This is a genomic window from Rhodoferax sp. (genome assembly GCF_023701345.1).
Taxonomy (GTDB): domain Bacteria; phylum Pseudomonadota; class Gammaproteobacteria; order Burkholderiales; family Burkholderiaceae_C; genus Rhodoferax.
The window spans coordinates 1-24,160 of sequence record NZ_JAMPXE010000045.1 but is presented as its reverse complement, the minus strand read 5'-3'; the positions used below and the strand labels follow the sequence as shown (position 1 = coordinate 24,160).

Here is a 24,160-nt window from a genome sequence, read left to right as displayed (position 1 = left end):
GACCATCTGGCGCAGCGAGATCGGGATGCGCGTGGCCAGCACGCAGGGGATCGAGCCGGAGAAAAACAGCACCGAGCTGACCGAGACCACGGCGGCGACGTAGCGCACCACCGGGTCGGCGCCCTTGAGCTGCAGGGCCGGCAGGAACATCTCGGCCAGGCCCGAGGCCAGGGCCTTGGATGTGGCGACAGGTTCGGCCAGGCCGCCGAGCCAGACGAAGGGCAGCAGCAACAGGCCCAGCACGTCGAACACCGGGGTGTAGCGCGCCAGCAGCAGGCCGATCAGGCCGACGGCGAGGATGGTGGGCACCACCGCGCTGGCCATGGCCAGGCCGTCGCGCAGGTTGTCGCGCAGCACACGCCACAGCGGCGGCGCACCATTGGCCTGGGCCAGGCCGGCGTCCCAGGCGGCCTGCCAGCGGTTGCGGCCGGCAGGCAGGGTGGCGCTCACGCCACCGCTGTTGTCCATGCGCGAGATCGGCGGCATCCAGGCGGTGATGGCGGTGACGGCGAAGGCGATCACGAAGGTGGACCAGAAGTAAAAGTTCCAGGCCGGCATGAGGTTCAGCGTCTTGGCCACGATGATCATGAAGGCGGCCGAGACGGTGGAGAAGCCGGTGGCGATGATGGCCGCTTCGCGCGCCGTGTACTTGCCGTCGAGGTAGACGCGGTTGGTGATCAGCAGGCCCACCGAGTAGCTGCCGACGAAGGACGCAACAGCGTCAATCGCGGAGTGGCCGGGCGTGCGCCAGATCGGCCGCATGACGGGCTGCATCAGCACGCCCACCAGTTCCAGCAGGCCGAAACCCACCAGGAAGGCCAGCGCCACCGCGCCCAGCGGCACGATCAGACCGACGGTGAGCGCGAGCTTGTCGAACAGGAAGGGCAGCATGTCTTTCTGGAACAGCAGCGCCGGGCCAGTGCCGGTGAGGTACATCAGCGCCAGCACCAGGCCCATCACCTTGAGCCCGCTGAACACGGCGCTGGTGGTGCTGGCGCGCCAGCTGCCCCGGGCGAAGGGCGCGGCCGCACCCCAGGCCATGAGCGCCAGCACCAGCGCGATCGACAGGCTGCGCTGCTGCTGCGCGAGGTAGGTCGCGGCGTGGTCGAACAGGATGGTGGATTTGCCGGCGATCTCCAGCGGCAGGAAGAACATCACCAGCCCGATGCTGCTGTAGGCCAGCAGCCGCAGGAGGGCAGCGGGGATGGGCGGGCTCGATGCCGAGGCGGTGCGGGTGTTCATGGGCTGTCTCCTAGGGGCGGTTTCGGTTGTATTGGTATACATATTATGGCTATTAACTAAAATATGTATATACAATTTTATGTGGCCATAATCCCCCCTGTCAATACCAATTCATAGGCTGAAATCCTAGTACAAACCCTATGACGAACGGTTCCACTTCCTTGCCCGCGGTGACAGATGGCGATCGCACACCGGCCTATTTGCGGGTGAAGCAGCATGTGCTGGCGCAGATCCAGAGCGGCGCCTGGCAGGAGGGTGAGGCGATTCCGGGCGAAGAAGCACTGGCGCGCACGTTCGGCGTGTCGCGCATGACGGTGAACCGCGGCATCCGGGAGCTCAGCGACGAGAAGATCGTGGAGCGGGTGCAGGGCTCGGGCACTTATGTGGCGCAGCAGAAGTACCAGGCCACGCTGGTCGAGATCCGCAATATCGCCGAAGAGATCGCTGCGCGTGGCCATGTGCACCGCAGCGAGCTGCACAAGCTCGAACGCACCAAGGCCGGCGAGGCGCTGGGGCGGCAGTTCGGGCTGAAGGCCGAGCAGCCGCTGTTCCATTCGGTGGTGGTGCATTTCGAGGATGGCGAGCCGATCCAGGTGGAAGATCGGTACGTCAACCCGACGGTGGCGCCGGACTACCTGCAGATGGACTTCAACAGCCAGACGCCCAACGCCTACCTGATGCGGGTGGCGCCACTGCAGGGCGTGCGCTTTGTCATCGAAGCCTGCCTGCCGCCGCGCGAGGTGGCCGAGATGCTGCACATGGCGCCCGAAGAGCCCTGCCTGGTGCTGCGCCGGCAGACGCATTCGCAGGGCCAGGTGGCGTCGGTGGCGGCGATGTGGCACCCGGCGGCGCGCTACCGGTTCACCGGCAGTTTCTAGAAGTCTGCGCGATGGAAGAGATCGAGGCGAAATGTGTGGGAAAAACGGGGTGCAGCGCCAATGTCAGAGCGCAATGCCGCCCGAGACTTCGATCACTTCGCCATTGATGTAACTGGCTTCGTCGCTGGCCAGGAAGGCGTAGACGTTGGCAATTTCCTCGGGTTTGCCCAGGCGGCGCATGGCTACTTTGGCGCTCAGGTCCTGCAATATTTTTTCGGGCATGGCTGCCACCATCGGGGTGGTGATGAAGCCGGGGGCGACGGCGTTGGTGCGCACGCCCTTGGGGCCGAGTTCGCGGCTCCAGGTCTTGGTGAAGCCGATCACGCCAAACTTGGTGGCGGCGTAGTTGGTCTGGCCAAAGTTGCCATACAGGCCGACCACCGAACTGGCGTTCAGGATCACGCCGCTGCCCTGCGCCACCATGCCGTCGGCGACTGCCTGCGAGCAGTGGAAAACCCCGCGCAGGTTGACGTCGATGACGCGGTCAAACTGCTCCAGCGTCATTTTTTGCAGGCGCGCGTCCTGGGTGATGCCGGCGTTGTTAACCAGCACGTCGATGCGGCCGAATTTGGCCTTGACCTGGGCCACCACGTCGTCAACCATGGCGCGCTGGGTCACGTCCATGACAAAGCCTTCGGCCGTGGCCCCCAAGGCACGGCACTGCGCCACCGTCTCATCGATACCGGCCTGCTTGACGTCACAAACGATGACAATGGCACCTTCTTTTGCAAATTTGAGGGCGGTGGCCAGGCCGATCCCCTGGGCGGCGCCGGTGATGATGGAAACTTTGTTGTGCAGACGTGCAGACATGATGATTTAACTAGTTAGTGAAAGAAACAGCAGGATGTTAAGCCTGTGACATTTCATGAAATTGACGTCTGTCAATTATTTCCAGCTTAGCGGTTCAATGTCGACGTTGTGGCTGCCGTCACCCAACATCAGCACGCCTTCCTGGATGGTGGCCTGCAGCACCATGCTGCGTTGCGCCATGGGAATCAGGGCTTGGGCGGCAGCCGTGGGAATGCGCCAGACGCGCAGGTTTTTGGGGCGAGCCAGCTTGCTCTCCATGCCGCGCCACCAAACCTCTGCAGCCTGGCCAAAACAGTACAACACGACGGCATCGGCCTTGCCGCAGGCCTTGAGCAGCGGCTTGTCCTCGGGCTGCCCCACCTCGATCCACAGCCGCGTTTGCCCGGTGAAATCGCGCAGCAACACGTCGGGCTCGTCGGGGTCTGACAAACCGGCACCAAAAGCCAGCGTGCCGTCGCCAGCGCACATGCTCTGCAACTGGTGGGCCTGCAAGGCCAGAGCGCACAGCCGTACCATCATGCGTTCGTCGGTTTCGCTGGGGTGGCGCGCCAGCGTCAGTGCATGGTCGGCGTAGTAGCTGTGGTCGATATCTGCAATCTGCAGGCTGGCCTTGAAGATGGTGGATTTGATGGCCATGCGTTATCGGATAGGTATGGGAAGAGCGTCATTGCGAACGCAGTGAAGCAATCCATGACTTCCGGACTGCATGGACTGCCACGCTTCGCTCGCAGTGACGGGGAGCTACACGCGTTTTGCCAGCTCTGCGGCCTTGCCGACGTAGCTGGCCGGGGTCATGGCCAGCAGGCGCTCTTTTTCGGCTTCCGGCAGGTCCAGACCGGCAATGAAACCCTGCATCAGCTCGCGCGTCATGGCCTCGCCCCGGGTGAACTTTTTGAGCTGCTCGTAGGGTTGCGGCAGGCCAAAGCGGCGCATCACGGTTTGAATCGGTTCCGCCATGACTTCCCAGGAACTGTCGAGGTCGGCGGCAATTGCCGATTCGTTGATCTCGAGTTTGCCCAGGCCCGTGGCGAGCGACTGGTAGGCCAGCACGGCGTAACCCAGCGCCACGCCCATGTTGCGCAGCACCGTGCTGTCGGTCAGGTCGCGCTGCCAGCGGGAAATTGGCAGCTTGTCGCTCATGTGGCGCAACAGCGCGTTGGCCAGGCCCAGGTTGCCCTCGGCGTTTTCAAAATCAATCGGGTTGACCTTGTGCGGCATGGTGCTGGAGCCGACCTCGCCATCACGCAGTTTTTGCTTGAAGTAGCCCAAAGAGACATAACCCCAGACATCACGCGACCAGTCGATCAGGATGGTGTTGGCGCGCGCCACCGCGTCAAACAGCTCGGCCATGTAGTCGTGCGGCTCGATCTGGATGCTGTAGGGCTGAAAGGTCAGGCCCAGGCCCAGCGGCTCGGGACTTTCGATGACCTGGCGGCTGAAGGCCTCCCAGTCAAATTCAGGCCAGGCCGACAGGTGGGCATTGAAGTTGCCGACCGCGCCGTTCATCTTGCCCATTAATTTGACGCTGGCGATTTTGTCGCGTGCCGCCACCAGACGCACCACCACGTTGGCGATTTCCTTACCCACCGTGGTCGGGCTGGCGGTTTGGCCGTGGGTGCGGCTGAGCATCGAGACTTCGGCGAAAGCATGTGCCATCTGGCGCAGTTTCTCGATGATTTCATCGAGTTTGGGTAGCAGCACCAGGTCACGGCCGGTTTTGAGCTGCAGCGCATGGCTGGTGTTGTTGATGTCTTCGCTGGTGCAGCCAAAATGCACAAATTCCTGCGCGGCTACCAGCTCGGGCCGGCCCTCAAACTTCGATTTGATCCAGTATTCCACCGCCTTGACGTCGTGGTTGGTGGTTTTTTCGATGGTCTTGATGGCTTGGCCATCGATTTCAGAGAAATTCTTGACCAGACCCAGCAGGTAGGTGCGTGCGCCCGGCGACAGTGGTTTGAATTCCTTGAAGCCGCAGTCGCTCAGGGCAATGAACCAGGCCACTTCAACCTGCACCCGTCGGTGCATGTAGCCTTGTTCGCTCATGGCGGGGCGTAGTTTTGCAAGTTTGGCCGCATAGCGGCCGTCCAGTGGCGAAAGCGCAGAAATGGCAGAAGTAGTCATGGCCGGGATTGTAGGAGGATCAAAAGTGCCTCAATGCAGATGGGCTGCTTCAGGCGGGAAACGCTGTATAGAATGCAAGCAACATAATTTTTTATTGCACCTCTGTCACATGACCATGAAACTGATCGGATCCAACACCAGCCCTTATGTGCGCAAAGTACGCATCGTCATGGCCGAGAAAAAACTTGACTACGACTATGTGCTGGAAGATGTCTGGTCCGCCAATACCAGCATTGCGGTATCGAGCCCGTTGGGCAAGGTGCCTTGTCTGGTGATGGAAGCGGGTGATGTGATTTACGACTCGCGGGTCATTGTGGAATACCTGGACACCCTGTCACCGGTGGGCAAACTCATTCCTGCCGTGGGTCGCGAGCGGGCCGAGGTCAAAACCTGGGAAGCCCTGGCCGATGGCATCCTGGATGCCGCCATTTTGGCGCGACTGGAGGCCACCTGGGGTGGGCGCACCGAGACCCAGCGCAGTCAGGCCTGGATTGATCGGCAACTTGGCAAAGTGGCGGCTGCTTTGCAGGCCACCAGCAAGGGTCTGGGCGACAAGCCCTTTTGCATGGGTGTTCATTTGAGCCTGGCCGATGTGGCGGTCGGTGTGGCGCTCGGTTATCTGGACTTTCGTTTCCCCCAATTGTCGTGGCGCGAACAGTACCCCAACCTGGTCAAGTTGCAGGACAAGCTGATGCTGCGTGCCAGCTTCATGGAGACCCAACCGGGTTGAATTGCAGGTGCCGGGCTGGCGTGACGGGGCGGTTGCGGGTTTTACATTGGCTTACATTTTTTCTACTCGGTGAGGCGCTGACTGGCGTTAAAGTTTGCCACCATGGCAACACGCTTCAAAACCAATTTCAAGACCGCCTACCAGTGCCGGGAGTGTGGTTCCACCTGTTACCAACCTGTGATTGACCGCGCGCCATGCGGTGCACTGCTGCCCAACGGGCAGTACCGTTGCGCCGGCTGCCGGACCATTTTTACCGATGTGCAGTCATGGTTGGCGCCGCGCCAAGGTTTGGCACGCCAGCACCAGTCCATGCCTTCATGACAGCGCCATCGACCTGAGCTGCCCGGGGCAGGAATGCCTGCTAGCATTCGGCCCATGTCTGAACCCCCTGTTTTTTATGATTTGACGGCCAAGCTGTGCCATCCCGGTGATCTGGCGGCGCGCGTGGCCGCCTTGCCGCGGCCGCTGGTTTTTACCAACGGCGTGTTTGACGTGTTGCACCGGGGCCATGTGATGTACCTGGCGCAAGCCCGTGCACTGGGTGCCAGCCTGCTGGTGGCGCTCAATACCGATGCTTCGGCGCGCCGTCTGGGCAAAGGGCCAGACCGGCCGTTGAACAATGAAATGGACCGTGCCTGTGTCATTGCGGCATTGGCCAGCAGCAGTCTGGTGACCTGGTTTGATGAAGACACGCCACTTGAATTGATCGCCCAGGTGCGTCCCGACATTCTGGTCAAGGGCGGTGACTACGACATGGCCAAGCTGCCCGAGACGGCGCTGGTCCGGTCCTGGGGTGGCCGGGCGCTGGCACTGCCGTTTGTGGCGGGGTACTCGACCACGGCGCTGGTCAAGAAGATCCGCCATAGCTGAAAAAAACTTCGCCGCACCGTTGACTTTGCGGCCAGCCTATTGGCGGTCGCTGCGGAACTGGTCGTGGCAACTTTTGCAGCTATTTTGCACGGCTTCCACACTGGCGCGGATGTCGGGCAGGTCAGCGCTGCCTGCCACCTGCACCAGGGTGTCGATGGCCGCCAGGTAGTTGTCCTGCGCCTGTTTGAATTCGCCGGGCTGGCTCCAGACTTCGGGCCTGGCGCGGGTCGGCGGGTAATTGCCGTCGGCGGTGAAATAAGCCCAGGGCTGGCTTGCGAGTTCTTGCAGTGTCTGTGCGCTGGCCATGAAGTCAGTCTTGATGTAATCCTGCCGGTCCCGCGCCACCAGACCCATGGGTTCGAGTGTTTTGGTGAACTCCTTGAAAATGGCCTGGCGCTTGCTGACCAGTTGTTGCGGGTGGGTGTCTTTGACGCGGTCGCTGCAGGCGCTGAGCAGGGCAGTGGCAGCGACGAGCGTGATCAGGGCGGGTTTGGGCATGTCGTCAAAGTGTGAGGCTAAGGGTGGGAAGGGGATGGCGCGAAGACCTGGTGCCACAGGGTCAGAATGGCATCGCGCTGGACCTGCATGGCCTCAGACGCGAGTTGGATCGATTCTTCGTTGAGGCGTGCCTTGTGTTGCACCTGGCGCATGGCGCGGTAGGCACTGGCGGCGCCGTGCCCCACGCCCGCGGGCAGCAGACCCAGGCTCTCGGCGCGTTCCAGCAGCGCAATGTTGCCCGCGTTGGCCATCAGTTCAGGGTGGGCACCCGACTGCGACAGCACCAGGAACTGCATCACAAATTCGGCGTCGATCATGCCGCCGGCGCTGTACTTGATGTCGAATTTTCCGACTTTGACCGGATTTGCGCTGGCCATGCGCTCACGCATGGCAACAATCTCTGCGCGCAGGCCGATCGGATCGCGCGGCGCGGTGATCACCGCTTTGCGCACGGCGTCGAAGCGTTCGTGCATTGACGCATCACCGAGCACGCAGCGGGCGCGCGTCATGGCCTGGTGTTCCCAGGTCCAGGCGGTGTTGGAGCCGCGTTGTTGCTGGTAATTGGCATAGGCCGCGAAGCTGGTGATCAGCAGGCCGGCGTTGCCGTTGGGGCGCAGCGCGGTGTCAATTTCGTAGAGGTCACCCTCGCCGGTTTTGACGGTCAACCAGTTGATGAGCTTGCGCACCAGCGCGGCATAGGCTTCCGGGGCACGCTCATCGTCGTCGTCAAAGACAAACACAATGTCAAGATCGCTGCCGTAGCCCAGTTCCTTGCCGCCCAGTTTGCCATAGGCAATGATGCCGAATTGGGGCTGCGCGCGGTGCGCTTTTTTGAGGTGGGCCCAGCACCAGCGGGTGGTGACGCGCAGCACCGCATCGGCCAGCGCACTCAGGTCGTCGGCCACCTGCTCCACCGTGAGTTTGCCCTCCACATCGCGCGCCAGGGTGCGAAACACCTCGGCGTGGTGGGCCCGGCGCAGCAGGTTGAGGAGGGTTTCCTCGTCATCCTCGCCGGTGCCAATCAATGAGGTGCGGCGGTGCTCCAGCTCGGCTTCGAACTCCTGCGCGTTGAAGCGTTCCACCATCATGGCGGGACTGGCCAGCTCGTCAATCACGCCAGGGTGCAGCAGCAAATAGCGCGCTGGCCAGCGCGCGGCGCCGAGCAAACGCAATAACCGTTCGTGCACCTGCGGGCGCTCCAGCAGCAAGGCGAGGTAACTTTCGCGGCGCAGCAGGGGCTCCATCCAGTCCACCAGGCGCACCGCCGCTTCTTCCGTCACGCGGTCTTCGCGCACCCATTGCGCGGTGCGCCCGAGCAGGCGCTGCAAGCGTTCGCGAGCCTCGTCGCGCAGCGCCAGCACGCGCGGGTGCTGGCACCAGGATTGAAGCCGCTGGCGAAAGGCGTCGCCCAGTTGCGGCAACAGGTCGTCGATGGACTGGGTGCCGTTGTTGGGCTTGCCGTTGTTGCAGCCTTTGCAGTCAGGCTCGGGGCCGCCCAGCAGTTTGTCAAATTCCTGGGCCACCAATTCGCGATGGGCATCGAGCTGGCTCAGCAGGGTCTGCGAGGAGGCAAAACCCATGGTTTCGGCGATCCAGCCCAGGTCATGGTCCTGCGTTGGCAGCACATGGGTTTGCTGGTCGTCCAGGTACTGGATGCGGTGTTCAATCTGGCGCAAAAAGACGTAGGCCTGGGCCAGCGCCTGGGCGGTCTGCGCTGACATCAAATTGGCGCGCACCAGGCGCGGCAGCGCGCTCAGCGTCGGGCGGGTGCGCAGCTCGGGGAAGTGACCGGCGCGCACCACCTGCAGCAGTTGCACGGTGAATTCAATTTCGCGGATGCCGCCGCGCGAGAGTTTGACATCGTTGGCGCGCTCGGGGTGGCCGGCACTGCGTTTGGCGGCGTGTTCGCGAATTTGCCGGTGCAGTACGCGCAAGGCATCGAACACGCTGTAATCCAGGTAGCGCCGGAAGACAAATGGCATCACGATTTTTCGCAGCGCCTGGGTGGCCCCGCTGGTGACACTCTCGAACGGCGCCACGACCCGGCTTTTGAGCCAGGCAAAGCGTTCCCATTCGCGCCCCTGCACATGCAGGTATTCCTCCAGCGCATCCAGCGACACCGCCGCCGGGCCCGAGTTGCCGTTGGGGCGCAGGGCCAGATCGACGCGGAACACAAAGCCATGCTCGGTGGTGTCGCCCACCAGTGCGTAGACCGCGCGCACCACTTTGCCAAAATATTCATGGTTGGTGATGCGGTTGCGGCCCAGGGCATCCCCCGCTGTTTCACCGTCTTCGTCATAGACGTAGATCAGGTCGATGTCGCTGGACACATTGAGCTCGCGGGCACCGAGCTTGCCCATGCCCACAATCCAGACCTGGGCGCGCTGGTTCTGGGGTGTCAGCGGAGCGCCGTGGGTCTGGTCGAGTGCGGACTGGGCTTGCGCCTGGGCGTGGTTGAGCGCGAATTCGGCCAGTTCGGTCATGGCCTGGGTGACCCGGGCCAGTGGCAGTTGCTGTTCGCAGTCCAGGCACAGCAGCCGCTCAAGCACCAGCTGGCGTGTGATGCGCAGTGCGTTGGCCATGTTGTGCCCCTGTGCCTGGAGCGCCTCAAAAGTGTTTTGCATTTGTCCCGGATCGGGCACACCGGGGTCCAACAGGGGCAATTCGGCCTCATAACGGCGGCGCACGCGTTGGACAAAGCGGGAGTGGGTGGCCAGGGATGGTCGGGTCATAATTCTGGTTGAGCAACTTTTATCGAATCAATGTGCCGCCCCTTCCCTCCAAACTGCTGAAAACCTGGTCGAGCCTGACGCGCTGGCTGCTGGCTGCGGTGGTGTTGGCGTGGTTGCTGCTCGGTCTGGCATGGGGGGCGCTGCACTGGGTGATTGTGCCGCGAATCGGCGAATTTCGCCCGCAGCTGGAGTCTCGGCTCTCGCAGTCCCTGGGGGTAAGGGTGCGCGTCGGGGCGGTAGCCGCAGAGTCCAATGGCATGGTGCCCTCTGTTGAGTTGACCGATGTCACTCTGCTGGATGCGCAAGATCGGGTGGCCCTGCGTTTGCCGCGCATCCTGATTGCCATATCGCCGCGCTCATTGTGGCGTTTGGGTTTTGAGCAGATTTACATTGATCAGCCAGAGCTTGACATCCGGCGCGCCGCCGACGGAAAAATTACCATTGGCGGGCTGGATTTTTCGAACACCCGGCAAGCCGACAGCGTGGCGCTGGACTGGTTTTTTTCGCAGCTGGAGTTTGCCATTCACGATGGCACACTGCGCTGGACCGACGAGCAGCGGGCGGGCGAGCCGGTGTTGCTGCAACAGGTGTCGGTGGTGGTGCGTAACCGTGGCCGTCACCACGACATGCGGCTGGACGCCACGCCGCCCGAGTCTCTTGGGAGCCGTTTTACTTTGCGAGGCAAGTTTTTGCAGCCCTTGTTGGCACGCCAGAATGGTCGCTGGCAGGACTGGGAGGGGCAACTTTATGCGGCATTTGAGCGCGCTGACCTGTCCGCGTTGCGCCATTACATGCCCCTGGGGGTGGACCTGACCCGGGGCCGGGGTGCGCTGCGGGCCTGGATGGACGTGGCCCAGGGCCGCATCACCCGGGTCGCGGCGGACGTGGCCTTGTCGGAGGTTCAAGCCGTCCTGGGGGCAGATTTACAGGCTTTGGCGCTGCAGCGGGTGCAAGGGCGTCTGGGCGGACAGCGGTTGCCATCCGGCTTTGAGTTTTTCACCGAGTCCTTGCGCTTTGACACGCAGGATGGCCTGCATTGGCCGGGCGGCAACGTTTACCTGAGGCTGGAGCAGGCGCAAGCCGGGCAGCCCGAGCGTGGTGAGTTCAAGGCCGACCGGCTTGACCTGGCAGCGCTGGCACAAATTGCCAGCCGCCTGCCGCTGGCTGCCACAGTTCGCAAGCGGCTGCAGGTTTATGCGCCCAAAGGGCAGGTGGACACGCTGCAGGCCAGTTGGCAGGGGGCTTTGAGCGCGCCGCAGACATATGCCGCCAGCGGCAGGGTCAGCCGGCTGGCAATGGCGGCCGTGGCGCCAGCGCCGGGGTTCAGCGGGCTTGACGTGGACTTTGATCTTGACCAGCAAGGCGGGCAAGCACGCCTTGCCTTGACCGCCGGCAGTGTCGATTTGCCGGCAATCTTTCAGGAGCCGCGCATTGCCATTGAAACGTTGGCAGCCGATGCCCGCTGGCAACTGCAGGGCGAGCGCATCGCGGTGCAGCTGGACAAGGTCAAATTTGCCAATGCCGACGCCGAAGGGGAGGCCCAGATCAAATGGGAAACCGCCGATCCGGCCAAGTCGGTGTCGCGCGCGCTTTATCCGGGTGTGCTGGACTTGCAGGCCAACCTGAGCCGGGCCGAGGGCAGAAAAGTGCACCGTTACCTGCCGCTGGTGATTGACCAGGCAGCGCGCGATTACGTGCGCGATGCGGTGCTGGACGGGCAGGCCACATCGGTGCGCTTCCAGGTCAAGGGAGACATTGCCCAGTTGCCTTTGGTTGATCCCAAAAAAGGCGCATTCAAAATCTCTGCGCAAGTGGTGGGTGCCAGGCTGGCCTATGTGCCGCCCAGCCTGCAGGACAGTGGCGATCTACCCTGGCCTGTGCTGAACGACCTGAGTGGCGAACTGGTGATCGACCGCATGCAATTGCTGGTCAACAACGCGCGTGCCCGACTGGGCGAGGACACGGCTTTGCAGGTGACCAAGGTCGCCGCCAGGATTGATGATTTGAACCATTCCCGGGTGCTGGTCGATGCCGACTTCAAGGGGCCGTTGCCAGAACTGATGCGGCTGGTCAATACCTCGCCTTTGCGCGCCATGACCGGCGCAGCGCTGGCCCGCAGCGTGGTCACCGGCAATGCCGATTACAAGCTCAAGCTTGAGTTGCCGGTTGCTCATATCAACCAGTCCAGCGTGCGCGGCAGCATCTTGCTGGCGGCTAACGATGTGCAGATCACGCCAGACAGCCCCAAGCTCACCCGCACCCGCGGCAGTGTCAACTTTACTGAAACCGGATTCGCTTTGAGTGGTGTCCAGGCGCGCATGCTGGGGGGGGACGTGCGTCTGGAGGGCGGCTGGCTGCTGGCGCCGGAATTACCCGGCGCCCGACGACCCCCTACCCTGATCCGTGCCAATGGCACGGCCTCGGCCGAGGGCTTGCGTCAGGCGACTGAACTGGGCTTTGTGGCGCGTCTGGCGCAGCAGGCCAGCGGCAGTGCCGTCTACACCGCCACGCTCGGCCTGCGCAGCGGGGTGCCCGAGTTGATGGTCAGCAGCAATCTGCAGGGACTGGCGTTGAGTTTGCCAGCGCCGCTGGTCAAAAGCGCCGACGCGGTGCTGCCGTTGCGTCTGGAGACCGCTTTGCTGGCGGCTGCGCCAGCGCCACTGCAAGACCGGTTGACATTTTCTTTGGCTAACCAGCTGCATGTCATTTACGAGCGCGATGTGTCGCAGGACGAACCGCGCGTGTTGCGCGGTGCCATCGGGATCGGGCTTGATTCTCAGGAATCTGCGCCGCTGCCACTCACCGGGGTACGCGCCAACATCAGGCTGAATCATTTCAATGTCGATGCTTGGCATGAGGTTTTGACGCAGGCCACCGGGGCCCCGGTAACGGGCGCTGCCCTGGCGGCTGGCAGCACCACGGCTACCTCGTATTTGCCGGATCAGTTGGCGGTGCGCTCGGAGCGCCTGACCTTTGGCGGCCGGCAGTTCAACCAGGTGGTGGTTGGCGGTGGCCGCGAAGGTGCCGTCTGGCAAGCCAACCTGCAGGCCACTGAGCTCAATGGTTACCTGGAATACCGGCTACCCAATGCGCAGGCCAGTGGTGGCGCCGAGGGGCGTGTCTATGCCCGTTTGGCGCGCTTGACCATCGCCCCCAGTGTGGTCAGCGATGTGGAGGCTTTGCTGGAGGCGCAGCCGGCCAGCATTCCGGCACTTGACATCGTGGTTGATGATTTTGAGTTGCGCGGCAAGCATTTGGGCCGTCTGGAGGTGCAGGCGGTGAACCGCAGTGGCCAGACTGCCGCGCGCGAGTGGCGGCTGAATCAATTCAATCTGTCGGCGCCAGAGGCCAGCTTTGTTGCCAGTGGCAATTGGTCTGCACTCAATGCCCAGGCACCCGGCCCAGCCAGGGCGGTGGCAGGCAATCCGACCGGGGCCCGGCGCACCGTGATGAATTTCAAGCTGGATGTCGGCGACAGTGGTGCCCTGCTGAGTCGCCTGGGCATGAAAGACGTGGTGCTGGGGGGGCGTGGCAAGCTAGAAGGCCAGGTGGCCTGGACGGGCTCGCCCCTGAGTCTCGATTACCCGACCCTGAGTGGCGCCGTCACGGTCAATGTGGCGTCCGGCCAGTTTCTCAAGGCCGACCCGGGGATTGCCAAGCTGCTCGGGGTGCTGAGCCTGCAGGCCTTGCCGCGTCGTTTGACGCTGGATTTCAGGGATGTTTTCAGCGAGGGTTTTGCGTTTGATTTCTTGCGCGGTGATGTGAAGATTGACCAGGGCATGGCGTTCACCAACAACCTGCAAATGAAAGGTGTCAATGCGGCGGTCCTGATGGAAGGCAGCGCCGACATAGCCCGCGAGACGCAGGACATCAAGGTGGTGGTGGTGCCCGAGATCAATGCGGTGACCGCGTCCCTGCTGGCCACGGCGATCAATCCGGCGGTGGGACTGGGCACTTTTCTGGCCCAGATATTTTTGCGCCGCCCACTGATCGAATCCGCCACCCAGGAGTTTCATATCGACGGCCCCTGGGCCGACCCTCAAATTACCAAAGTGTCGCGTTCTGCTGCGACGATTCAGGAGATAAAACCATGAAAGTTGCCGCCATTCAAATGGTCTCGGGAGCCGACGTTTCGGCCAATCTGAACGAAGCGAAAGGGCTGCTGCAAGCGGCCGCGCTGGCGGGGGCCGAGCTGGCTGTGCTGCCCGAATATTTTTGCCTGATGGGCCGTCGTGATGCCGATAAATTGGCGATTCAGGAGCCCTTTGGGCAAGGCCCGATACAGCAGTTCTTGAGTGACACGGCGCATGAACTGGGCCTGTGGCTGGTGGGCGGCACCATGCCCATCAGCGCCTCGCCAGGCCTGCCAGACCCGGCGACGCCTGACGCGCGGGTGTTCAACAGCTCACTGGTCCATGCGCCCAGCGGGCAATGTGTGACGCGCTACGACAAAATGCATTTGTTTCGCTTTGACAATGGTGTTGAACGTTATGACGAATCGCTGGTGCTGGCCGCCGGCCAGCAGCCCGTCAGCTTCGACCTGGCCTCCAGCGATGGTCATACCTGGCGCATTGGCATGAGTGTGTGCTACGACCTGCGCTTTGCCGAGTTGTACCGGCATTACGCCCTGCTCGGAACGCACCTGATGCTGGTGCCAAGCGCCTTCACCTACACCACCGGTCACGACCATTGGGAATTGCTGTTGCGTGCCCGCGCCATTGAAAATCTGTCGTTTGTGGTGGCCGCTGCCCAAGGCGGGCTGCATGACAACCAGCGCCGCACCTGGGGCCACGCCATGCTGGTGGATCCATGGGGCAAGGTGCTGGCCGAGCGCGCGCAAGGGCCGGGGGTGGTGATGGCCGACCTGTCCTGGGATTTGATGCAGCAGTACCGCAGCCGTTTGCCGGCACTTGAGCACCGCTTGCTGTGATGACGCTGCCCCTGCTGTTACGGTGGACGCTGGCAGGCCTGCTGGCGAGTGTGCTGCTTGCGTGTGCTACGCCGCCCCTGCCAGAGCCGGATGGCAGCACGGCACCTGGTGTGTTGCAAGGGTCCGACACTTCCTTGCGCTTGCCTGATGCCGCAGCGTCTGTGCCGGCCCTGCTGCGCGGCAACAGCCGCTGGCAGCCGGTGGCTTGGACTGAATTGCCGGGTTTTGAGGGCGACAAGCTTTTTGAAGCCTGGAATGCCTGGCTCAAAAGCTGCGAACGCCCGGGGCCTGTGTTTGCGCCCTTGTGCCCGGAAGTACGCCGTCTGAGCATTGGCACCGAGGCCGAGCAGCGCCAGTGGCTGCTGGAGCGGCTGCAGCCTTACCGTGTCGAGCCTTTGCAGGGGGGGGCGGTGGTGGGCTTGCTGACCGCCTATTTTGAGCCGGAACTGCAGGCCCGGCGCTTGCCTGGTGCCGGGTTTGAGGTGCCCCTGTACCAGTTGCCGGCCAACCTGAAGGCGCGTCAGCCCTGGTTTTCACGGCAGGAAATAGACAGCGTTGGCATGGCGCAGGAGGCCTTGCGCGGCCGTGAAATTGTTTACCTGAACGACCCGGTGCAGGCCATGGTGCTGCAAATCCAGGGCTCGGGGCGCATCCGTGTGACCGAGCCTGACGGCAGCACCCGCCTCATTCGCCTGGCCTATGCCGGCCACAACGGCCATCCTTACCAGAGCATTGGCCGCTGGCTGCTCGACCAGGGCGAGTTGCGCGATGCCTCCTGGCCCGGCATTCAGGCCTGGCTGCAGCGCAACCCGCAGCGCGTCAATGAGCTGCTGTGGCGCAACCCGCGCGTGGTGTTTTTCAAGGAAGAGGCACTGGGTGACCTGGATGCCGCCTTTGGCCCCAAGGGGGCGCAAGGCGTGCCACTGACGCCGGGGCGTTCGATTGCCGTCGATCCACAGAGCATTCCTTATGGCACGCCGGTCTGGCTGGCCTCGCCGGGGCCGCAAATTGCCTTGCAGCGGCTGGTGCTGGCGCAGGACACAGGCAGCGCCATTCGCGGCGCGGTGCGGGCCGATTATTTTGCCGGCTGGGGTGAGTCTGCCGGTGAATTGGCCGGTCGGCTCAAGCAGCCACTGCGCCTTTGGGTGCTGTGGCCCAAGTCACCCCACTAATACATACGGCCGGGCGTCGGTGCAAATTCCGCAGGCTATTCGGGGCTTTGATCATGCCAACGCACGGCACCCGGCGCTGGTAATGGAAAAATGGCTGCTTCTTTGGGCGTATTTCAGACCCATGAAAGACTTGAAGGCGCCCGATTAGCGCCCGCATACAATGCCTAGCTGCCTGAAAAGCGCGTTTGCGTTTGCCATTTGGCAGGCATTTTTTTGTTGTTGGTTTATTTATTTGGAGTTTGCTGTGTTTATTTCCTCTGCCATTGCCCAAACCGCTCCCGCTGCTGCCGCTGGTGGCGACATGCAGTCTTCACTCATGGGTATGTTGCCTTTGGTGCTGATGTTTGTGGTGCTGTATTTCGTGATGATTCGCCCGCAAATGAAAAAGGCCAAAGAGCACAAAGCCATGATCGAGGCCTTGGCCAAAGGGGATGAGGTCGCCACGGCAGGCGGCATCCTGGGCAAGGTGACCAAGCTCGGCGACAGCTTCATTGACATAGAAGTCGCTGAGGGCGTTGAAGTCCATTTGCAACGCAGCGCCGTGGTGCAGGTCTTGCCCAAAGGCAGCATCAAGTAAGTTCATTCTCCTTGCGCGCTGGCCTGTGCCGGCATTTTGCAGTTTGATGTCATAAAGGCGATCATGAATCGTTACCCGGTCTGGAAGTACGTGATCATTGTGATTGCGCTGGTGGTGGGGGGCTTGTATGCCTTGCCCAACTTTTTTGGCGAGTCGCCCGCGGTGCAGGTGTCTTCTGTCAAGCCGCTGGTCAAGGTCGACATGGGCACCTTGTCGCAGGTGGAAGCGGCGCTCAAGTTGGCGGGTGTTGCGCACGATGTCGTGACGCTCGAAGGTGCCTCTGTCAAGGTCAGGCTGGCTGATACCGACACCCAGCTCAAAGCCAAGGACGCCATCCAGAAAGCCCTGGTGCCGGATGCCACCAATCCTGGCTACGTGGTGGCCTTGAACCTGTTGTCGAGCTCGCCAGCCTGGCTGACCAGCCTGCATGCGTCTCCCATGTATCTGGGGCTGGACTTGCGCGGCGGTGTGCACTTCATGCTGCAGGTGGACATGGAGGCTGCGCTGACCAAGCGCGCCGAATCCTTGTCGGGCGACGTGCGCACCAGTCTGCGTGAGAAAAATATTCGCCACAGTGGCATCAACCGCAACGCTCAAACCATTGAGGTGCGCTTTCGTGATGCCGCCACGCTCGATGCGGCCAAGGCCGTTTTTCAGGATCAGTTTGCCGACCTGCAAACGGTCGATGCCGCCGAGGGAGCCGAGTTCAAGCTGACGGCCTCCATCAAGCCCGAAGCAGCACGGCGCATTCAGGACCAGGCGCTCAAGCAAAACATCACTACCCTGCATAACCGGATCAACGAACTGGGTGTGGCTGAACCGGTGATTCAGCAGCAGGGGCTGGACCGCATCGTGGTGCAGTTGCCAGGTGTGCAGGACACCGCCAAGGCCAAAGACATTCTGGGTCGCACGGCCACGCTGGAAGTGCGCATGGTCGATGAAAGCACCGAGGCCCGTGCCGCCGAATTGGGCAATGCGATGGTGCCGTTTGGCTCCGAGCGTTACCTGGAGCGCAACGGCCAGGCGGTCATTGTCAAAAAGCAGGTGATCCTGACCGGCGAGAACCTGACCGATGCGCAACCCGGCTTTGACAGCCAGACGCAGGAGCCCACCGTCAACCTGAACCTGGATGCCAAAGGCACACGTATTTTTCGCGATGTGACGCGTGACAACGTGGGCAAGCGCATGGCCATTCTGCTGTTTGAAAAAGGCAAGGGCGAAGTGGTCACGGCGCCGGTGATCCGCACCGAAATTGGCGGTGGCCGGGTGCAAATTTCGGGTCGCATGACGACCATGGAAGCCAATGACACCGCCTTGCTGTTGCGCGCCGGTTCGTTGGCGGCACCGATGGAAATCATTGAAGAAACCACCATCGGGCCCAGCCTGGGGGCAGAGAATATCGCCAAAGGGTTTTACAGCGTGGCCTGGGGCTTTGTGGCGGTGTCCATCTTCATGTGCCTTTACTACATGCTGTTCGGGGTTTTTTCCAGCATTGCCCTGGCTTTTAACCTGCTGCTGCTGGTGGCGGTGCTGTCGATGCTGCAAGCCACCCTGACGTTGCCGGGCATGGCGGCCATGGCGCTGGTACTGGGCATGGCGATTGATTCCAACGTGCTGATCAACGAGCGTATTCGCGAAGAGTTGCGCGCCGGCGCTTCTGCACAAGCGGCCATTCACACCGGTTACGACCGTGCCTGGGCGACCATTTTTGACTCCAACATCACCACCCTGATTGCCGGTCTGGCTTTGTTGGCCTTTGGCTCCGGTCCGGTACGCGGCTTTGCCGTGGTGCACTGCCTGGGTATCATGACCAGCATGTTCTCCGGCGTATTTTTCTCGCGCGGCCTGGTCAATTTCTGGTACGGGCGCAAGAACCGACTGAAGACCGTGTCGATTGGCACCATCTGGCGCCCCGACTCCGGCACTGCCCTCAAGACTGGCGAATAGAAAGAAAACCATGGAATTTTTTCGGATCAAGCGTGATATCCCCTTCATGCGGCATGCGCTGGTGTTTAATCTGATCTCCGGCCTGACGTTTTTGGCGGCGGTTTTTTTTCTGTTCTCGCGTGGCTTGCACCTGTCGGTGGAGTTCACCGGCGGCACCCTGCTGGAAGTGACCTATTCCCAGCCTGCTGATTTGGGGGCAGTGCGTGCCGGTGTGGCCAAGCTTGGCTTCACTGATGTCCAGGTGCAGAATTTTGGTACTGCGCGTGATGTGCTGATTCGGTTGCCAGCCCAAAAGGGCGTGAGCTCGGCCCAGCAAAGCTCCCAAGTGATGGCGGCCTTGAAAGAGCTGGATGCAACGGCCACCATGCGGCGTACCGAATTTGTGGGGCCACAAGTGGGTGATGAATTGGCCGCCGATGGCCTCAAGGCGCTGGCTTTTGTGGTGGTCGGCATCATGATTTACCTGGCGGTGCGTTTTGAGTGGAAGTTTGCGGTGGCGGCCATCATCGCCAACATGCACGACGTCATCATCATTCTGGGCTTCTTTGCGTACTTTCAGTGGGAGTTTTCGCTGCCGGTTCTGGCCGCCGTGCTGGCTGTGCTGGGCTACTCGGTGAATGAGTCGGTGGTGATTTTTGACCGGATTCGTGAGAACTTCCGCCGCTACCGCAAAATGAACACGGAGGAAGTCATCAACAACGCCATCACTTCCACCATCAGCCGCACCATCATCACCCACGGCTCGACGCAGATGATGGTGCTGGCGATGCTGCTGTTTGGTGGTGCCACACTGCATTATTTTGCATTGGCGCTGACCATTGGTATTCTGTTTGGCATCTACTCTTCCGTGTTTGTCGCCGCGGCCATTGCGATGTGGCTGGGTATCCAGCGCGAAGACCTGGTCAAGGGGGGGGTGGCCAAGAAAGACCTCGATCCGAACGACCCCAATGCGGGCGCCACGGTTTAGAGTTTTTTGTCATGGCTCCTGCGTTGTCGGTCCCTCAAAACGCGTCCCCGGCGGCGCGCGTCCGTCAGCGCCTGGTTGAAGAAGCAGCTCAGGCCCAGACTGCTTTGCAGGCGTTGATCCGGGAGCATTTGATCACTTTGCTGAATGAGGTCACGCCGATGCGTGAACAGCAGTTGCGCCGCGACACCTGGACTTTGTACGAACAGCAAAAAGAGCCTTGGCAGGAGGGTACCCTCAAGGCTTGGCGGGCTGCCCTGAAACCGGTTGTACAGCGTCCAGTCACCTCATCGCAGAACAACCCTCTGGAATTGGTCAGTACCGAAACGGTTGAAAACCGCATGCTGGCCTCCCGCATGGCCTTGTCACTGATGGAGGTGGCCGCCAGTGAAGTCAATGATTTACGCAAGCGGCTAAAGCACCTGGAGCCGGCGCAGGAATTGTCTGCCCAGGACATCGTTCATCCTGAGGTTTTGGTACAAGCCATGGTCGAGCAATGGGGGGCTTGTGGCTTGTCGCTGGAGTCGTGGACCTTGATCAACGAAGTGGTGCAGCACCATATCAACACGCAATGGCGACAGATCTATGCCAATTGCAATGCCGAGTTGGTGGCGCAAGGTGTGTTGCCGGTGATCGAGTTCGAGCCGCGCGCCAAGCCCCGGCAGACAGCTGCCCCTTCGGCCGGTTATCCACAGCAAAACTACATGACTGGTCAAGATGCCTCGGGTGCGGCTCCAGGCTGGCCCTCTCTTCCCGGCGGTTCAGCCCAGGGCTGGCCTGCGGCGGGTTTCCATGCTGGCGCGGCCACACACGACGATGCAGGCTGGCCTGTGCAGGCGGGAACCGCTGTTGCGCCACCCTGGTCCGATGCGCGTGAGGTGGGGGTGCTGGACCGCGTGGGTCGCATGATGTCCGGCGTGTTGCCTGTTCAGAATTTCGCAGCAGCCTTCCAGCATGCCACTTCGCAAAGATTGATGACAGCGCTGGCGCAACGCCCCGTGCTGGGTGACGCCCTGGCCGGCGCCGGGGCCGGTTCTGCGGTATTTGGTACGGTGCTGGTGGAGCGACTGGCAGGTGAGCTGCAACAGCAATCGGCAGAACTCAAAAATCTGGCGCAAAACGACAACGAAAAGGCCATCATTGAGCTGATCGCCCTCATGTTCCAGTCGATTTTGCAGGAAGAACGGATTCCACCCGGGATCCGGGTCTGGTTTGCCCGGCTGCAAATGCCGGTGCTGGGCGTGGCTTTGGCAGAACCGGATTTTTTCAACCGGCTGGATCATCCGGCCCGTCAGTTGATCGACCACATGGGGTCTTGCGCGCTGGGTTTTGATGCCAGCGACATCAGCAGTGAAGCGCTGGAGACCGAAATCAAGCGGGTGGTCCAGGTGATCGAGCAGTATCCGGAGACCGGAGGACGTGTCTACCAGCGTGTTTACGAAGAGTTCAAGGAATTCCTCAAGCGTTACCTGACGCAAAAAGGCTCAACCCAAAAGGTCGTGGGTGTGGCGCAACAGGTAGAGCAAAAGGAAACCCTGGCGATCCAGTGCACCATTGAATTGCGTAATCAGATCAAGAACATGCCAGTGCGCGACGAGATCAGAGACTTTTTATACAAAGTCTGGGCCGAAGCCATTGCCGTGGCCAGCATGCGCCAGGGAGGGCAACATGCGCAAACGCTGTTGCTTAAAAAAGCTGCTGTTGATTTGATTTGGGCCGCCAGTGCCAAGCTCAATCGGGCAGATCGTGCCCAGGTGATTGCAGACCTGCCCGAATTGTTGAAAACTTTGCGCACGGGTATGGGCATGCTTGGTCTGGGTCCCGAGGTTCAGGATGGGCATCTGAAGGTGATCAGTGACATTCTGGCCGATGCGTTCATGTCCAAGACGCAAACCATCGAGATGGATCAAATTCAAGCACTCGCCGAAAGGCTGGCCAACCTGGAAGACTATTTCACGGACGATGGTGCTGAAGAGCTGCCGCTCGACACCCAGAGCATCGAAGACTTGCTGGGTATTGACGCCTCAGAGTTGGACGTGGTAACCAGTGGCGGCGTCGAGCCCAGTCCGGTCATGATGGCCTGGGCGCAAAACCTGAGCCTGGGTTCCTGGTTCACCCTCGATTACCTTGAACAGTCGGTTCAGGTGCAATACATGTGGCGCAGTCCGATTGGGCATTTGCATTTGTTTGCATCGGTGGTTGGGCGCAGCTACCTGATTCAGTCGGTGCGACTGGCGGCCTACCTAGAAGCGGGTTTGCTGGCGTCTCAGGAGGAGGTTTCCCTGACGGTGCGCGCCACCCGTTCAGCGATGGCCAAACTGGAAGCCAATCCCGAGCGCTTGTTGGGCTAGACCTTTTCAGGCGGCGGACAAGCGCTGAAACAAACCGCCTGGCAGGCGTGCCACCAGACCCTTGATTTCCAGTGTCATCAATTGGGCCTGCAGGTCAGCCGTTACCAGTTGGGTTCGTCCTTGCAACGCATCCAGCCCGACGGGATCAAAACCGAGGGCTTGCAGCAACAGGGCATCAACGTCTGCCGTGTGCTTGTTGTCCAGGGTGTCTGCAGACACCAAGGCGGCATCTGCCGCGACAGACAGGGCACTGAAGCCCTGCAGCTCCTCCAGCACGTCTTGCGCTGTTTCGACCAGTTTGGCGCCTTGCTTGATCAGTGCGTGGCAGCCACGCGATTGCGCAGCATGAATTGAGCCGGGAATGGCAAACACATCCTTGCCCTGTTCGGCCGTGAGTCGGGCGGTAATGAGCGAGCCTGATTGCAGGGCGGCTTCCACCACCAGCGTGCCCCGCGCCAGCCCGGCGATGAGACGGTTGCGTTTGGGAAAGTTGGCATTCAAGGGCGGTGTGCCCAGCGGGTATTCGCTCAGTAGCAAACCATGTTGTGCAATTCGGTGTGCCAGGCCATGGTGTGCCTTTGGGTATACCCGGTCCAGGCCGGTGCCGATCACCGCGATCGTTGCTGGCAGATCGGTGGCACCCTCGGTCAAACCTTCCAATGCGCCCGTGTGGGCAGCACCATCAACCCCCAGGGCCAGGCCGCTCACCACCGTCAACCCGGCTTGCACCATGGTTTTGGCAAACTGCCTGGCATTGGCCGCGCCTTGTGGTGTTGGATTGCGGCTGCCGACAATGGCCAGACAGCGCTGCGCTGCGATTAACCAGGCATCAGCCACCGGGATGGCCGGCATTGCGACTTGATCGGAAACGTCTGATGGCTGTCCCTCCTGGAAACTGGCGACGCCATAGAGGTACAGCAACAAAGGCGGGTCATCGATGTCGAGCAGCGCTTGCGGGTAGCCCGGGTCGCCCAAGCTAAGCACCTGGCGCCGGCAGCCGTTGACTTCAGTCTGGTTGAGCCAAGCCCAGGTCGTCTCCAACAGTTCAGGCAATGTCGCAGGCTCGGTGCGCAGGGCTTGCGTCTGGACGGGCGTTGCGACTTGGCGCAAGGCCGGGGTGGTTTGTTCGAAAATGGCCTGGGGCAAGCCAAAGCATCCCAGCAATTTGCGCGCCGTGACGTTGCCGATGCCGGGGCTCAAGCTCAGCCGTAACCAGGCCTTGAGTTCATCGCGGTCCATGGCGGCAGATGGGGTGGCGGTCAGCGCGGATTGACGAGCCGATCGCCCACCTTGACACCATGGGTGATGTCGAGAATGAGGGCATAGGACACCTTTTCAAAGGTACGAAACACCATCAACAAGCCGTTGCGCTCATCGGGAAGTTTGAGTTGTGTCGACTTGGCGTCGGTCTTGTCCAGCAGGCGTGCACCGTCTGTCATGATGGCCAGCACATGGCCTGACTCGATGCCGTCACGGCGGCCCCGGTTGATGCTGACCACCTGGTTTTGGGCGGCATTCACCACGGCGCTGCCATAAATGGAAACGATGCGCGCCTCAACCGGGTCTGTGGGCGCATGGGGGACGTAGCTTTGCAGTTGGAGTGGTGGCTCGGGTAACAAACGGTCGCCGACGCGCATTTCTTCCTTGGCAACGACGATGTCGATGGTCGCCGGAACGATGTCGGTTCGGGCCTTGCCGTCGGCGTCAACACTGCTCTGCGTGGTTTCGCTGCGCGCCAATAGTGCCTTGCCAACGTATTGGGCCTCGTAACCGAGCACTTCACCGCTGACCGGGTCCTTCAGGGGGGTGGCGTTGCGAAACACCCGAAATGCCTGCTGTTGTTTGGCCGGATCATCTTGCAGCTCGAAACCAGCGTTGCCTCGAGCATAGGCCCGGTCACCGCGGGTGAGCAGCACCCGGCTGTCTTGCGCGGCCACAATGCGCGCGGCAGCGCTCAGGCCCAGTTCGTCCACAATCATGGGCTCGGCCAGAAAGGGCTCGATCAGATGACTTTTCAGGGTGGGCAGGGCATTGACGTTTAAATTTTCTATGCGCGTGCGTGGCGATAAACGCACCGTCGGCAAGTCGGCGCCAGCGTTAGTGCCTGCAGCGCGCAGGCTCAGACGGGCTCGGCCGTTGCTGGTGTCCAGGAACAAGATCTGCCCCGGATAAATCAGGTGCGGATTTTTGATGTCGGACAGATTCATGCCCCACAGTTCGGGCCAGCGCCAGGCATTTTTCAGAAACAGGCCAGAGATGGCCCACAGCGTATCGCCAGATTTCACGGTATAGCTTTGCGGCGCATTGGGGCTTAATTCGCTCAGGGCAACGCCACTTT

At 61.5% G+C, this 24,160-nt stretch carries 19 protein-coding genes; 11 read left to right on the top strand and 8 right to left on the bottom strand.

Annotated elements, in window-relative coordinates:
* Nucleotides 1–1,284 (bottom strand): YjiH family protein (locus tag NDI87_RS08225; protein ID WP_296274644.1); only part of this gene is annotated, 1,284 nt, incomplete at its 3' end.
* 98 nt (nucleotides 1,285–1,382) lie between these two features.
* Here NDI87_RS08225 and hutC point away from each other — a divergent pair.
* On the top strand, nucleotides 1,383–2,120 hold the full coding sequence (gene hutC, locus NDI87_RS08220) for a histidine utilization repressor (RefSeq protein ID WP_296274643.1): 738 nt from the start codon (nucleotides 1,383–1,385) through the stop codon (nucleotides 2,118–2,120).
* Nucleotides 2,121–2,183: 63 nt separating this feature from the next.
* Here hutC and fabG read toward each other — a convergent pair whose 3' ends face one another.
* From fabG to purB, 3 genes are all read right to left on the bottom strand, one after another.
* Nucleotides 2,184–2,930 (bottom strand): 3-oxoacyl-ACP reductase FabG, encoded by a 747-nt coding sequence (gene fabG, locus NDI87_RS08215; protein ID WP_296274642.1) that lies wholly within the window; start codon nucleotides 2,928–2,930, stop codon nucleotides 2,184–2,186.
* 75 nt (nucleotides 2,931–3,005) lie between these two features.
* A complete protein-coding gene (locus tag NDI87_RS08210) occupies nucleotides 3,006–3,566 on the bottom strand; it encodes a YaeQ family protein (protein ID WP_296274641.1) in 561 nt (186 codons plus the stop codon).
* A gap of 105 nt (nucleotides 3,567–3,671) precedes the next feature.
* Nucleotides 3,672–5,051, bottom strand: a complete 1,380-nt coding sequence (gene purB, locus NDI87_RS08205) for an adenylosuccinate lyase (protein ID WP_296274639.1) — start codon at nucleotides 5,049–5,051, stop codon at nucleotides 3,672–3,674.
* Between the two features lie 115 nt (nucleotides 5,052–5,166).
* On the opposite strand from purB, the gene NDI87_RS08200 reads away from it, so the two are divergent.
* From NDI87_RS08200 to NDI87_RS08190, 3 genes are all read left to right on the top strand, one after another.
* Nucleotides 5,167–5,781 (top strand): glutathione S-transferase N-terminal domain-containing protein, encoded by a 615-nt coding sequence (locus tag NDI87_RS08200; RefSeq protein ID WP_296274645.1) that lies wholly within the window; start codon nucleotides 5,167–5,169, stop codon nucleotides 5,779–5,781.
* 102 nt (nucleotides 5,782–5,883) lie between these two features.
* Nucleotides 5,884–6,102 (top strand): hypothetical protein, encoded by a 219-nt coding sequence (locus NDI87_RS08195; RefSeq protein WP_296274638.1) that lies wholly within the window; start codon nucleotides 5,884–5,886, stop codon nucleotides 6,100–6,102.
* A gap of 54 nt (nucleotides 6,103–6,156) precedes the next feature.
* On the top strand, nucleotides 6,157–6,651 hold the full coding sequence (locus tag NDI87_RS08190; RefSeq protein ID WP_296274636.1) for an adenylyltransferase/cytidyltransferase family protein: 495 nt from the start codon (nucleotides 6,157–6,159) through the stop codon (nucleotides 6,649–6,651).
* Nucleotides 6,652–6,687: 36 nt separating this feature from the next.
* Here the strand turns inward: NDI87_RS08190 and NDI87_RS08185 are convergent, their stop codons facing one another.
* Complete coding sequence (locus tag NDI87_RS08185; protein ID WP_296274634.1) at nucleotides 6,688–7,149, bottom strand: cytochrome c; 462 nt, start codon at nucleotides 7,147–7,149, stop codon at nucleotides 6,688–6,690.
* 17 nt (nucleotides 7,150–7,166) lie between these two features.
* Nucleotides 7,167–9,881, bottom strand: a complete 2,715-nt coding sequence (glnE, locus tag NDI87_RS08180) for a bifunctional [glutamate--ammonia ligase]-adenylyl-L-tyrosine phosphorylase/[glutamate--ammonia-ligase] adenylyltransferase (protein ID WP_296274633.1) — start codon at nucleotides 9,879–9,881, stop codon at nucleotides 7,167–7,169.
* Nucleotides 9,882–9,913: 32 nt separating this feature from the next.
* Here glnE and NDI87_RS08175 point away from each other — a divergent pair, with 32 nt between their 5' ends.
* The 7 genes from NDI87_RS08175 to NDI87_RS08145 all read left to right on the top strand — a co-directional run bounded on the left by NDI87_RS08175 (nucleotide 9,914) and on the right by NDI87_RS08145 (nucleotide 21,822).
* A complete protein-coding gene (locus NDI87_RS08175; RefSeq protein ID WP_296274630.1) occupies nucleotides 9,914–13,975 on the top strand; it encodes a YhdP family protein in 4,062 nt (1,353 codons plus the stop codon).
* Nucleotides 13,972–14,811, top strand: coding sequence for a carbon-nitrogen hydrolase family protein (locus NDI87_RS08170; RefSeq protein ID WP_296274628.1), 840 nt, complete (start codon nucleotides 13,972–13,974; stop codon nucleotides 14,809–14,811). The genes NDI87_RS08175 and NDI87_RS08170 overlap by 4 nt, the downstream gene beginning before the upstream one ends.
* The gene (locus tag NDI87_RS08165; RefSeq protein WP_296274625.1) at nucleotides 14,811–15,983 is read left to right on the top strand and encodes an MltA domain-containing protein; all 1,173 of its coding nucleotides are present in this window, start codon (nucleotides 14,811–14,813) and stop codon (nucleotides 15,981–15,983) included. The genes NDI87_RS08170 and NDI87_RS08165 overlap by 1 nt, the downstream gene beginning before the upstream one ends.
* A 244-nt stretch (nucleotides 15,984–16,227) precedes the next feature.
* Nucleotides 16,228–16,560, top strand: coding sequence for a preprotein translocase subunit YajC (yajC, locus tag NDI87_RS08160; RefSeq protein ID WP_296274624.1), 333 nt, complete (start codon nucleotides 16,228–16,230; stop codon nucleotides 16,558–16,560).
* 63 nt (nucleotides 16,561–16,623) lie between these two features.
* Nucleotides 16,624–18,507: a protein translocase subunit SecD gene (secD, locus tag NDI87_RS08155; RefSeq protein ID WP_296274622.1), complete on the top strand. Its 1,884-nt coding sequence runs from the start codon at nucleotides 16,624–16,626 to the stop codon at nucleotides 18,505–18,507.
* 10 nt (nucleotides 18,508–18,517) lie between these two features.
* The gene (gene secF / locus NDI87_RS08150) at nucleotides 18,518–19,474 is read left to right on the top strand and encodes a protein translocase subunit SecF (protein ID WP_296274620.1); all 957 of its coding nucleotides are present in this window, start codon (nucleotides 18,518–18,520) and stop codon (nucleotides 19,472–19,474) included.
* An 11-nt stretch (nucleotides 19,475–19,485) separates the two neighbouring features.
* Nucleotides 19,486–21,822, top strand: a complete 2,337-nt coding sequence (locus NDI87_RS08145; RefSeq protein WP_296274618.1) for a DUF1631 family protein — start codon at nucleotides 19,486–19,488, stop codon at nucleotides 21,820–21,822.
* Nucleotides 21,823–21,828: 6 nt separating this feature from the next.
* Here NDI87_RS08145 and dprA read toward each other — a convergent pair whose 3' ends face one another.
* Together dprA and NDI87_RS08135 are read right to left on the bottom strand one after the other, a co-directional pair.
* Complete coding sequence (gene dprA, locus NDI87_RS08140) at nucleotides 21,829–23,061, bottom strand: DNA-processing protein DprA (protein WP_296274616.1); 1,233 nt, start codon at nucleotides 23,059–23,061, stop codon at nucleotides 21,829–21,831.
* Between the two features lie 20 nt (nucleotides 23,062–23,081).
* A partial coding sequence (locus NDI87_RS08135) for a LysM peptidoglycan-binding domain-containing protein (protein ID WP_296274615.1) occupies nucleotides 23,082–24,160 on the bottom strand: 1,079 nt, incomplete at its 5' end.

Excerpts from the sequence above, each read along its gene's own strand:
- hutC (WP_296274643.1), top strand. The coding sequence starts at position 1,383 with ATGACGAACGGTTCCACTTCCTTGCCCGCGGTGACAGATGGCGATCGC.
- fabG (WP_296274642.1), bottom strand. The coding sequence starts at position 2,930 with ATGTCTGCACGTCTGCACAACAAAGTTTCCATCATCACCGGCGCCGCC.
- NDI87_RS08210 (WP_296274641.1), bottom strand. The coding sequence starts at position 3,566 with ATGGCCATCAAATCCACCATCTTCAAGGCCAGCCTGCAGATTGCAGAT.
- purB (WP_296274639.1), bottom strand. The coding sequence starts at position 5,051 with ATGACTACTTCTGCCATTTCTGCGCTTTCGCCACTGGACGGCCGCTAT.
- NDI87_RS08200 (WP_296274645.1), top strand. The coding sequence starts at position 5,167 with ATGAAACTGATCGGATCCAACACCAGCCCTTATGTGCGCAAAGTACGC.
- NDI87_RS08195 (WP_296274638.1), top strand. The coding sequence starts at position 5,884 with ATGGCAACACGCTTCAAAACCAATTTCAAGACCGCCTACCAGTGCCGG.
- NDI87_RS08190 (WP_296274636.1), top strand. The coding sequence starts at position 6,157 with ATGTCTGAACCCCCTGTTTTTTATGATTTGACGGCCAAGCTGTGCCAT.
- NDI87_RS08185 (WP_296274634.1), bottom strand. The coding sequence starts at position 7,149 with ATGCCCAAACCCGCCCTGATCACGCTCGTCGCTGCCACTGCCCTGCTC.
- glnE (WP_296274633.1), bottom strand. The coding sequence starts at position 9,881 with ATGACCCGACCATCCCTGGCCACCCACTCCCGCTTTGTCCAACGCGTG.
- NDI87_RS08170 (WP_296274628.1), top strand. The coding sequence starts at position 13,972 with ATGAAAGTTGCCGCCATTCAAATGGTCTCGGGAGCCGACGTTTCGGCC.
- NDI87_RS08165 (WP_296274625.1), top strand. The coding sequence starts at position 14,811 with ATGACGCTGCCCCTGCTGTTACGGTGGACGCTGGCAGGCCTGCTGGCG.
- secD (WP_296274622.1), top strand. The coding sequence starts at position 16,624 with ATGAATCGTTACCCGGTCTGGAAGTACGTGATCATTGTGATTGCGCTG.
- secF (WP_296274620.1), top strand. The coding sequence starts at position 18,518 with ATGGAATTTTTTCGGATCAAGCGTGATATCCCCTTCATGCGGCATGCG.
- NDI87_RS08145 (WP_296274618.1), top strand. The coding sequence starts at position 19,486 with ATGGCTCCTGCGTTGTCGGTCCCTCAAAACGCGTCCCCGGCGGCGCGC.
- dprA (WP_296274616.1), bottom strand. The coding sequence starts at position 23,061 with ATGGACCGCGATGAACTCAAGGCCTGGTTACGGCTGAGCTTGAGCCCC.